General features: G+C 51.8%; 7 protein-coding genes. 3 read left to right on the top strand and 4 right to left on the bottom strand.

Going from position 1 to position 11,686, the window contains the following annotated elements; genetic code table 11:
* Positions 1-2,265 (bottom strand): DUF1549 domain-containing protein (locus AACZ40_RS12190; protein ID WP_339674544.1); only part of this gene is annotated, 2,265 nt, incomplete at its 3' end.
* A gap of 220 nt (positions 2,266-2,485) precedes the next feature.
* Between AACZ40_RS12190 and AACZ40_RS12185 the strand changes: the two genes are divergently transcribed.
* Positions 2,486-3,103, top strand: coding sequence for a sigma-70 family RNA polymerase sigma factor (locus AACZ40_RS12185; RefSeq protein ID WP_291168316.1), 618 nt, complete (start codon positions 2,486-2,488; stop codon positions 3,101-3,103).
* Between the two features lie 3 nt (positions 3,104-3,106).
* The gene (locus tag AACZ40_RS12180) at positions 3,107-4,537 is read left to right on the top strand and encodes a hypothetical protein (RefSeq protein ID WP_291168318.1); all 1,431 of its coding nucleotides are present in this window, start codon (positions 3,107-3,109) and stop codon (positions 4,535-4,537) included.
* A gap of 9 nt (positions 4,538-4,546) precedes the next feature.
* On the opposite strand, the gene AACZ40_RS12175 is transcribed toward AACZ40_RS12180, so the two are convergent.
* Both AACZ40_RS12175 and AACZ40_RS12170 read right to left on the bottom strand, forming a co-directional pair.
* Complete coding sequence (locus AACZ40_RS12175) at positions 4,547-6,208, bottom strand: NCS2 family permease (protein WP_291168320.1); 1,662 nt, start codon at positions 6,206-6,208, stop codon at positions 4,547-4,549.
* 1 nt (position 6,209) lies between these two features.
* Positions 6,210-7,196, bottom strand: coding sequence for an adenosine kinase (locus tag AACZ40_RS12170; RefSeq protein WP_339674542.1), 987 nt, complete (start codon positions 7,194-7,196; stop codon positions 6,210-6,212).
* Positions 7,197-7,507: 311 nt separating this feature from the next.
* Here AACZ40_RS12170 and thiC point away from each other — a divergent pair, with 311 nt between their 5' ends.
* Positions 7,508-9,325, top strand: a complete 1,818-nt coding sequence (gene thiC, locus AACZ40_RS12165) for a phosphomethylpyrimidine synthase ThiC (protein ID WP_291168324.1) — start codon at positions 7,508-7,510, stop codon at positions 9,323-9,325.
* Between the two features lie 74 nt (positions 9,326-9,399).
* Here thiC and AACZ40_RS12160 read toward each other — a convergent pair whose 3' ends face one another.
* Positions 9,400-11,430, bottom strand: coding sequence for a hypothetical protein (locus AACZ40_RS12160; protein WP_339674540.1), 2,031 nt, complete (start codon positions 11,428-11,430; stop codon positions 9,400-9,402).
* Positions 11,431-11,686: the final 256 nt, after the last annotated feature.

Raw genomic sequence — 11,686 nt, 5'->3', positions numbered from 1 at the left:
GGAACTGGTTTTGGGAACCCCTTGCGCAGAACGCTTGAGCATCGCCGCCAGGCTGAACAGGTCGCGCTGCTTAAAATCATGGAACGGCGCATCATGACAGCGGGCACACTGCATGTTCAGTCCCAGAAAGGCCTGGCCGATGATATGGGCTTTGGCCGCCATCGGGGCATCGTTTTGTGACGCCATTTCAAAACCCGCCGGACCGCCGAAATATTTACTGCCCTCCATCATGACCAGCTCGGTCAGAAACCGGTCGAAAGGTTTATTGTCATAGAATGATTCATGAATCCACCAGCGGAAAGGGCCGGTGTTATTCAATGTGGGATTCAAAATATTCGGGTTTTCCGCCAGCACATCCTGCCAGTAACCCACCCAGTTGTCTGCCCAGCCGGGATCATTGAGCAGACGCTGTATCGCAAAGGAACGGCGGGTCTGCGGCCCCTGCTTCAGGTACTCTTGAATCAAAGCGGGGGTTGGAACGGTGCCCACAGTATCGAGTGAGAGCCGACGCAGGAATGCCAGATCATTCAACTCCGCTGACTGTGCCACTTTCTCTTTTGCCAGTCGCTGATTGATAAAGTGATCGATGGCATTATTCGCACGGAGCCCTTTCACTGCAGCAGGAACTTTGACTGGAGACTGCTTGAGAACTTCTGTTTTCGCGATCTGATGCCGCGATTCCCAGTACTGATCTTCTTTCTCTGATGCGGCACGACGGCGTTCTGCATTGACTGCGATCAGGCTGTAACGATATTCGCGTTCGAAAGGCAGCCAGTCTGCATCTGTCAACATGATGGTTTCATCGCCGGGTGTCAGCAGCTGAAAATCACCTTCCGGCTCGCCGATAAATACGCCGGTCTCACCAAAATCAGGGCGATGCCGAAACCCGCCGACGATCATTTCGAAGCGAACACGATGCGGTTTCCCGTCGCCGATAAATTCGATGACCTGTTCCTGGTCACCGCGATGCAGCGGTCGGATATCAGGAGACAGGCTGCGATCCACCTCGTAGACGTGTCCGTGAGCCGAACTGGAAATATTATGGAAACCGGTCTCAGCCACCAGTTTTTCATCGATATACAATCGCGAGGCATTGCGGGCTCGAACCAGGATTCGCTTTTTACCCTTGGGAATCACCACATGTGACAGGGCGCGGACCAGAAACGGATCAGGTCGATCGACTTTGATACCTCGCGATGAATAGCGGTTGGGAATTTCGATGAGCGCGAAATGCGGTTGTGTAAATGATGCTGCCAGACGCGGAGGACGAAAAGACCAGGACTTCTGATTGGGAATCCCTTCCAGAATATCAACCTGGACACGATTCGCGGGAATCATGGTCCAGTCAATCTGTGGGCCGGGGAGAACATGTTGAAAGTGGGAAGCCACCTGGTCGGCAGTCAATGCACTTCGATACACGGCCACTTCATCGAGTTGCCCGTTAAAGGAACTGCTTGCGGCCCCGCCCATCGAGGAGCCAATCCAGACTTCATCATTGTCGACGACAGGCGCCCGCGCGGTATCACCGCCTGCATCCCATTTTCCGGAAACAGCGTGTCCATCAATGTATGCTTTCAGGCTGTTCTTTTTTCCGAAGAGATAAGTGACAGCCACATGATGCCAGCTATGGGTACTGATTCCCCCTCCCGAAGAAGTCCAGCGGTGGTAGGTGGGTTTCTCGCCTTTCTTTTCCGGCTGAGTACAAAACAGAAAACTGATTTCCGAGCCGGTCAGCCTCAAACTGTAATTCTGATTGTCCCGGGCAACTCCTTTGCGATTTGTACGGCCTTTCCCGATGATGTAGTAATATTGTCCGGACTTCGTGGATTTCGGATTGATCCACGCCTCCAGAGTAATGGCGTCCCCGGCGGCGAAATCGAGATCGCTCTTTTCACCTGGATCCACGACCCGTAAAAATCCTTGACCAGGCTCGAAAGCGGCGGCCTGATTATTGGCGGTAAACAAAGGAAATTCCGCGGGACGAGGTCCGGCGGCAGCATCGTCCAGACTGCCACGGATCAGAGCGGGAACTGGTTGTTTTTGAACCAGACTCCTGAAACCATCGTGATCGCGTTGTTGAAAGTCCCAAAAAGCCGCGGGTTTATGTGAGAGAATTAAATCCCGGTAACTGATAGAAGCTTTCGGTTTTTCCGCCTCGATTTCTGACGGTCGTTGATCTGCTGATGAAAGGTTCTGCAAGAAAAACAGAGCAAATGCCGCCAGCAAAAAAGAATGAACACATTGAGTCACTTGGTTCTGGTTCACAGCAGGCCATTCCGTTATCTGATTCTGGAAAAAAAGTTCACAGCAGGCGTGTTTAGCGAAATACAGGTATTCCTGACCCGACAACCAATAGTGTACGCGAGAATGTCACATCAGCGAAAACCCTGGTCTCTTAAAATATACCGAACGGCTGTCCGATCTCACGTGAAATCATATCGAGATTCATCGATTTATGTTTTTTTGTCAGGAAAAATCTGATTCTGTGAGATTTCGGATTTTCTGGTATATTACTGTAGAGAATCATTACGCTGTCGACTGGTCGGCAGTGGGGACCGTAAGGATCGGCGTCGTCTTGAAACCCGCAGAGCTTGAAAATTTTGTTCAACTTCTAACTGCCCACCAGAGCAAGCTTTATGCTTATATTCGTTCACTGCTGCCTGACTCCCAGGCGGTTCAGGATGTTCTGCAGGAAACGAATCTCGTACTGTGGCGTCGTTCAGAAGAATTTGAAGCAGGCAGCAATTTTGTCGCCTGGGCCTGCAAAGTCGCCTACTTTCAGGTTCTGGCCTATTATCGCGATAATAAACGTGATTCGATGGTGTTTAATGTAGAGCTGGTAGAAATGCTGGCGAAACAGAATGAAGAAAAACTGGCAGGCGCCCAGGATCTGCAGCGGGTACTTGCACGTTGCGTTTCCAAACTGCCGGAACAGAGCCGTAACCTGATTCAACTGCGGTATGCCTCGGGTGGCTCGGTACAATCAATCGCGGAGGCGCAGGGGCGTTCTGTCGGTGCCGTGTCACAGACGCTTTACCGTATTCGACAGTTATTACAAGAGTGCGTTCAGAAAACACTTGCCGGTGAGCAGGGAGAAATATAAGTCATGAGCCAGAAGCCAAATCCTGAAGAAACACAGAACAATACTCAGGAAATCATCTCCGCCTTTCTGGATGGCATTTTGACGGATGAGGAAAACCAGCGTTTCCTGAAACGGCTGGAAACCGATGAAGCGGCCCGCGAACTTTATCTGGAAATGATGAATACCGATTCCCTCCTGCAATGGGAACAGGGCCAGACCGAGCCTCTCCCCGAACTCTTCTGTCTGACTCCTGAGCGCGACACAGTCGCTCCCGCTGTCGACCCTGGCGTGGTATCAGCACGCAAGCAGTTAACCATGATGCGCTATGCACTCGCGACGACCGTCGTGGCCTGCCTGTTTCTCACCGTCCTGCTGCTGATGGACAGCACACCGGCCCGCGCTGTGACACGCCTCGACTCCAGTGATGGCGTACCTGCGGCCATGATTATCGAAGAACATCAACCGGTCTGGGAACGGACCGAGTGGACTCAGGATGTGAGCAAACCACTGGTTCCCGGCTGGCTGAAACTCAAGTCGGGACGCGCACTGATTGACTTTTTAAGTGGAACAACCATCGCGCTGGAAGGCCCGGCGGAACTCGGAATCAATTCCGATAACCGCGCGTATCTGAAAACGGGGCGGCTGGCCGTCGTCGGCAGTGCGCGCGATCATGAATTCACACTGACAACCGCAAAGCTGACACTCCTCTCTGAATCTGCCAGCTTCGGGCTGTCTGTCAATGACGATGAACAGACAGAACTTCACGTGTTTTCAGGCAGCGTCTCGATTACGCATTCCCAGGAAAAACCAGACTCCAATATGAAACAGGATCAGACACCGGAAACCACAGACGAACTGGTCGTTTCCGCAGGACAGGCGATTCTGTTTGACAGCGCTGGCCAGGAAGTCACTCGGCAGTTGGCCGACCAGAGTCAATTCCCCACGCGGGATCAGTTTGCTGTCGCGGATCCGCCGGGTGATATCCCCGCCCTCGATTTCGCCGCACAACAGATTCAGCCTTACAGCTTTCAGGATGGTCAATACGAATTGCCCACTGACTACCAGGTAATCGAACAGGGCAAAGGAATTCGCCTGTGGGGGAATGCCTGGAAAAAGGTGGAGATCAATAAAGAGATCACGCCGAACACCGTCATTGAATTTGATTTCCGTTCTTCCCATGAAGGCCAGATTCACGGCTTCGGCTTCGATTCGGACGATCACTATGACAAAGATAATTATGTGTTCCAGATCTTCGGCTATGAAGTTCGTCCCGGCATCGGCCAGCAGTTCAATACTTATTCGGGAACTGACTGGAAACGATTCCGCATTCGTGTGGGCCGTTATCTGACTGGTAAACAGCGCTATCTGCACTTTCTGGCAGATGAAGATGTGATCGCCCGGGCGGAAAGTCAGTTTCGTAACGTGCGGATTTATGAAGCGCCGACGAAACAGTAACCACAGGATTCAGTGGCTGACATCCGGTTTCGGATCTGGTTCTTCGGCTTTCTGAGACGCTGGTTCGTCTTTGCAGCCACCCAGTATCAGAAATGTGGCAGCGAATAACAAATAGCCGATCCCGACGCCCGTCGCATGAAATGTGAATCCGTCCACATTGTCGGCGGTAAATGCCAGGCGGAAATGAATGTCGTTATTAATGACTTCATAGGCACTTGTCAGTCCCAGAAAAGCGAACAGAGCAGCGATTCCAGACCAGAGTGCCGCTGCGCGATATTTCCCGTCAATCAGACAGGCACAGATCGCCGCCAGAATCATGCAGGTAAAAATAAAGCCCCGCTCCATCACGACCAGGCCGTGCACCAGAAAGCCATTCACCTCGGTAAACAGATTCGTCGATAAAACATCCTGCAGGGTTTTACCCCCACCCACCAGCAGCGTGCCCTGCATGATCGTCGCGCCCCAGGCAGCGATTGCCGGGAATAAGCCCAGCGCCACCGCAGGGGCATGTCTGCCCGGAGAAGCGGTAAAGGCCTGCGCGGTAATTACCATCCCGATCCAGAGCACAATGGCCACGCCTGCTTCCAGGGGAATGATCTTGCTGATGACCCCCGTGGTTCCAGTCAGGCAGATCAGCATAAAAAAGATTCCATTCAGTGTGGAATACCCGGCCCGCGACCCCATTTCTTTCCAGCCCGGATGTCCAATATAAATGGTTGTGGGAAAGCAGCTGCCCAGTAACGAAGCCATTATCGTTCCCACTCCATTGGCCATCATCGCCGGTTTCGCAGGATAGCTGTCGCCGGCTGCTTCGGCGGATTCAATATTCTGCATACTGCCGATCACATTGAAGAGTCCCATCGGGAAAATAACCGACATGTACCCGACCCATTCGCCGGGTTGTTTCAACAGCTCCCATAAGGCACCCCCTGCGAAGTGGGGAGGATACCAGCCCGCTTGTCCCCAGGCGGTTTTGATCGCATCGGCACTCATGGGCGATCCCTGCAGCAGTTGCGGAATCACTTCCGGTAAAACCCAGGCACAGATGGTCCCGACGATAATGGCCAGCAATCCGCCGGGAATCGGAACAGGCAGCTTCTTATGTGAAAACAGTGTCAACAACACAACCGCAGCCGGCAGCATTGCGATCATCGGGCGTTGATAAATCTTCAGGACAAATGTCATCGAGATAAAGCCGATCGCAATCCCTGCGAGTGTCGAGAGCAGTGCCGCGCGTGGTGTAACCCGGCGAACCCGATCGGCAATGAAGGCACCCGCGAACTCAATCACGCCGCTGCCAAAGCAGGCCAGCAGTCCCATCTGCCAGGCGGCTTCCGCACTGTTGGTCCGCTGGTAGACGGGCACCATCACAAAAAAGATATACACCAGCAGTGAAGGCGTGTTGATGCCGTAAGGCAGTGCACAGACATCGCTGCGATTTTCACGTTTCGCAAGTTGATGCGCCTGCCACGCGTAAAAAACATTCCCGAACAGAATACTTAAAGCAGCCCCAGGTAGAATATATTGCAGCAACAAATCGGAGTCAGCAGAGATACCACATAAGCCGCACAAGGCAACGATGAGCAGAAGCTGGACCAGGTTATCGATCATTAAAGCGAAAAAACCGTCCAGGTCGCGTCGTACGAAGAGGGGGTAATTGCTGTGCTTCATTTCAGTTTAACAGTTCCTGAATTTCATCCTGAGTAAACGGCTTTTTCAAGCGGGCGCCCAGTTGCGAGACGATCCGGGCAGCGGCATGCGAAGCCAGATGGCCCGCCTGATGCCAGCTCAAACAGTTGGTGATTCCGTACAGGATCCCGGCAGCGTACATGTCACCGGCACCTGTGGTATCGACGGCTTTCACTTCCACACCCTCAATGGGAATGACGCGCCCTTCGTGCATCAAAATCGAACCATCGCCGCCGAGCGTTAATGCCAGATTGGGGACATGGTTGTGGATCACCTGCGCACAATCAACGGCATCGTGTTTGCCAGTCAGGCTGCGGGCTTCTTCCAGATTACAGAACAGCAAATCCACGGGGCCTTCGATCAACTCCTGAAATTCATCCCGGAACAGGTTGATCAGAAAGGGATCGGAAACGGTAAATGCCACTTTGACACCATGCTTTTTGGCCAGCTCAATCGCGTGGTAGGCGGCGCGTTTCTGTGTTTCTCCGGTAAACAGATAGCCTTCGACGTACACATATTTTGACTGTTTGATATGTTCTTCATTGATATCATCCACGCTCAACGTGGCTGAGACGCCCAGATTCGTGAGCATCGTCCGTTGGGCATCGTCAGTAATAAGGACCACACAGGTGCCCGTCTGTCCCTCGGCTGCAGGAGGTACTTCAATTGTGACTCCCAGCTTTCGCATGTCTGCGAGGTCGAATTCTCCCAGCATGTCGCTGCCCACTTTACCTGCGTAGGCCGCCTTGCCACCGAAATCTGCAATTCCGAGAATCGTATTGGCGGCTGAACCGCCGGCACATTGGGAAATCGGGGCACCATCCAGTTCCCCGAGAACCTTTTGCTGGATATCTTCATCCACCAGGGTCATGATCCCCTTGGCAAAACCGAGTTTCTGGAGTGTGGCATCGGAGACGCGTGCCTGAATATCAACTAATGCGTTACCTACGCCATAAACATCGTACTGCATGGTTTCCCTTAACCTGATCGATTCAGAATATTTTCAATTCCCTCTTTTTTGTCACAAAGAGGTAGCCTGTCACTGCTTTTTTAATGATGTGCAGATCATAACCAATGGGACATTCAATGGGAAACCACAGAGAGTAAGCATCTAATGAGTTTGAAAAAAGCACTCAGGTCACTACTATAGAGACAAGAATTCTCATCCGGGTGCTATCGCAGTCCTAAGAGATACTTCCTGAATCCGGATGCTTTAAAACACAACCCGGCGACAAATCGACTCGATTCACCGCATCACACTTAATAAGGATGCTTTTACACATGACAAACTCCTCCTCTGCGAACGACTTGCTGTACTCACTGCCACCCATTGGTGGAAACCCCTCGACACGTCCGAATCAGACCAATCCGGGGAGTTTCGCAAATCCGCCACAGATTGCTCCCGGAGCAAAAGGAGCGTTAACGTTCTCATCTCCCGACACACCGGGCATGCCCGCCCCCTCAGAAAAAACGGCCTGGGATTTCATGCCCGCAGGCTGGGAACTGAAACCGGGTTTTGAAGAAAATTATGAAACCGCGGATGCCTGGACGCCCCCGGCTGACTTTCTGCCTGTCACGCAACTGGAATTTGCCCGCTGTGGAACAGTCACACCGGAAATGGAACGGGTCGCCGAGCGGGAACCCCATCTGCTCGCCGAACAGATTCGAGACGAAATTGCTTCCGGCCGGATGATTATCCCTGCCAACAAAGTGCATTTGGGATATCAACTCGATCCCATGGCCATCGGTCGGGCCTCCAAGACCAAAGTCAATGCGAACATGGGTGCTTCACCTGTGTCCTCGGGTACGGATGAAGAAATCGAAAAGCTCAAATGGGCACAACAGTGGGGTGCCGACACCGTGATGGACCTTTCCACCGGTGGCGATATCGACGGCTGTCGACAGGCGATTATCCAGAACAGCTCGGTTCCCATTGGTACGGTTCCCATTTATTCCATGATCATTGCCCGTCGACTGGAAGACCTGGATCATGCCAGCATTCTGCAGATGCTCCGACATCAGGCCAAACAGGGTGTCGACTATTTCACGATTCACGCCGGCGTGCTGCAGGAACACCTCTCACTTGTTGCCCAGCGTCTGATTGGAATTGTCAGCCGCGGCGGTTCACTGCTGGCAAAATGGATGCTCCACAACAAACAGCAGAACCCTATGTATGAACTCTGGGATGAAATCTGCGAAATCATGCGGGAATACGATGTCAGTTTCTCGATCGGTGACGGCTTGCGTCCGGGCGGACTGGCAGATGGCTCAGACCGTGCACAGCTGGCAGAACTGTGTGTCCTGGGTGAATTGACCGAACGTGCCTGGAAAAAAGGGGTGCAGGTCATGATCGAAGGACCCGGGCATATTTCCTTCGACCAGATCGAATTCAACATGAAACTTCAGAGGACTCTCTGTCACGGAGCTCCTTTTTATGTGCTGGGTCCCTTGGTCACAGACATCTTCCCCGGCTACGACCATATCACCAGCTGTATCGGCGCCACCGCAGCCGGCTACCATGGTGCGAGCATGCTCTGCTACGTGACTCCGAAAGAGCACCTGGGTCTGCCTAAGAAAGACGACGTCAAGCAGGGCTGTATCGCCTACAAGATCGCCGCCCACGCAGCTGATGTGGCGTTGGGCATCCCTGGAACCCGGGACCGGGACGATGATCTTACCGAAGCCCGGGCTGCCCTCAACTGGGAAAAACATTTCGAGCTGAGCTTTGACCCTGATACCGCACGGGCTTTACATGACGAAGACCTGGATGTGGATACCGACTTCTGTGCGATGTGTGGACATGACTGGTGTAGCGTTCGCATCTCCAAGGAAATTCAGGAATTCATGTCAGGTAAATCAGAAGACTATGCCTGGGACAAAGCGAAAAAATCTCTGCCGCTGACAGCCGAGCAACAGGAAATTCTGGAGAAGCGCGGCGTACTCAGCCCGGACGAGATTCACAAGCTGGCATCAAAGGTCAAAAAGGAAATGACGGGCGAACAGGATAAAGCATCCTGTCATAGTGACTATGTCGCTCCCGATGAAGCACAACAGATGCAGACCTCAAAACAGCTGCCTGTTTTGAATGAACGACCCTGATTTTCGCTACGAAGCATCTAAAACCAGATAAAAAAACGCGGGTAAATCTTTTATGATCTACCCGCGTTTTTATTTTAACCTCGCAGTTTCATGGCACCGGCGATGAAGCCGACAAACATCAGAATCCAGGCAAATACTTTGCCCATCGCGCGTCCCGAGCGATAAGCAGAACCGCCAGACCGAGCTGAGGAACCCGCCTCCTCATTACTGGAATCGGAATTGTTTGACCATCCGTTGCTGGATGAAGCTGGGAAGGGGCTCCTGTTATTGTTGGCGGCAACCTGCTGCTGCCTGCCCTGGTTACAATGGGGACAAGGCGCGGTAAGCCCGCCTCCCGGTGATCGGAATTTCTGACCACACTTGCCGCACTTGTAAATCATTTCGCCTGATTTACCCCCGCAGTGGGGGCACTGTTTCATAAATGGTGATTCTGAAACATGTGTTTTATCGCAGAAACTGCACCGAAGATCATATTTCATGACAGGCATGCCTGGAGTGTTCATTCCAGAAGGTTCTGCAGGCATATTCATACCAGGGTCACCGCCTGGGAAATTATTTGGAAACGGATTGCCGCCGCGCATTCCCATCTGTCCGGGAAACCCTGGATTCCCCCCCCCGTTCATGGCCAGTTGATCGGTCTGTTTCTGCCTGTGCGGCTTGATCAGGCTCATATCAGGGGCACTGAAGAATTCGGTAATGAACAGCTCTTCTTTCTTACCGGTATTCAGGACAGCCACTGATTCACCATAAGCCAGGCGAACAAACTTTCCTTTCAGCTTTCGCTGATTTAAATCGGTAAATACGTAAAACCCTTTTTCCCGTTCCTCCGGGGTGAGTGTCACCTCAGTCACTTCAGGAAAGAAGTTTCCCGGAATTTCTTTGCCCAGACGTTCCTGTACATAGATCTGATCTTCAGCACTGAAATTCTGATAGGGAAATTCCTGAACCATTCCGGTTTTTGTGATCAACAGGGTGACATTTCCATCTTCCATTTTAACATAAGAGGCAGCGACCGAATTGCCGGTCAAATCGGTCCACTTACGTTGAAAATTGAGCTGCATGAACTGTTTCAACCGGGTGGGTGACAGATTGGGATCGGGATCCTCACGATAGGCCAGTGGAATTTCATCAAATCGACCATGCATTTTCAAAGCATCCCGCAGCAGTTGCAGATCTTCGGGGATCAGCTTTCCAATATGGACATTAATAAACCCTGTCAGTTTGCCTACGAAAATCACTTCACGACCATTGACCCGGGTAAACTTCACTTCTGACTTCTGCCCCTGCTTGTCCGTCCAGACACGATAGTCATTCAAAGCGGCAACCAGTTTGGGATCAATTTCCGTATCTGCTTTTTCGATGTCCGCATCCTCGTCGGCTTTCGCCAATCCGGTGGTATCCTTCATTTCAGAGCCCGCTTCCATTTTGGCGGGAACATCTGCAGGCTCGGTTTTCGCTCCCAGTTCAGCTGCTTTGGCTTTCAAATCTTCAGGAAGCAGAGAAACCAGATTATTGTGGCTGTGATACCTGATGATCCATTCCACGTCTTTTTCAATGAGATCATCCAACGCCACCTGGATAGAACCGCCGCCATCCTTCAGCAGTGTGACTTTTCCTTGTGGGCTCACCGAAAGCAGTTTGGCGGAATAGCGGGTTCCGTCTTTCAACACGAATTCGCGGAGTGTAAATGGTTTATATGATTCTTTTTCAGCAACGTTTTGTTCTGTCTCCGCCGGCATCGTTTCTGCTGCGGACTTCGTCGGAGACGGTTCGGAGTCAGGTTGTGCAGGCGCCGGTTTCGCAGTCGGAGAACTGTCGGGCTCCTCCTTCGTCACCACTTCTGTTTGTGGTTTTCGATATTCCGGTGGCAGAAAACTTAACAGTTTTTTTCGCTTGTGATATTCGTAGATCCAGTTCAGATCTTTAACACTTAATTTTTCCAGTGGAACACGCACCGTTCCCTGACCATCCAGGCTGAGAGTGGCGGTCGGACCAGTTACAGTAATCAGCTTCCCGGTCGCCTCAGTTCCATCGCGATAAGTCCAACTACGCACGGCAAAACGTTCGTAGCTCTCTTCTGCTGATACCGGTTGTGAGAATATCAATGAACATAGCATTGCCCACAATACAGCAAATTGTGTTTTTGTCGTCTTCATTGTAACTGGCCCATGTAATAAAATGAGGATCGGAACGCTTATGATTTATTTGAAAATCCGCCAGTGGACATCACCTACCAGAATAGCCAACATCCGTTCAACTTGAAATACTGAAAATTGAATATTTTGGTCTCCAGAAAAGAGAGCTACCTCGGAATTGAACTGATCCGTAAAATCCCCATGATAAGCCTTACAGGAAGGGCGC

Source organism: uncultured Gimesia sp., from assembly GCF_963972345.1.
Classification (GTDB): domain Bacteria; phylum Planctomycetota; class Planctomycetia; order Planctomycetales; family Planctomycetaceae; genus Gimesia.
Note: the sequence above shows the minus strand (reverse complement) of the source record. Positions and strands in the feature narration are given on the sequence as shown.

Excerpts from the sequence above, each read along its gene's own strand:
- AACZ40_RS12175 (WP_291168320.1), bottom strand. The coding sequence starts at position 6,208 with ATGAAGCACAGCAATTACCCCCTCTTCGTACGACGCGACCTGGACGGT.
- AACZ40_RS12170 (WP_339674542.1), bottom strand. The coding sequence starts at position 7,196 with ATGCAGTACGATGTTTATGGCGTAGGTAACGCATTAGTTGATATTCAG.
- thiC (WP_291168324.1), top strand. The coding sequence starts at position 7,508 with ATGACAAACTCCTCCTCTGCGAACGACTTGCTGTACTCACTGCCACCC.
- AACZ40_RS12180 (WP_291168318.1), top strand. The coding sequence starts at position 3,107 with ATGAGCCAGAAGCCAAATCCTGAAGAAACACAGAACAATACTCAGGAA.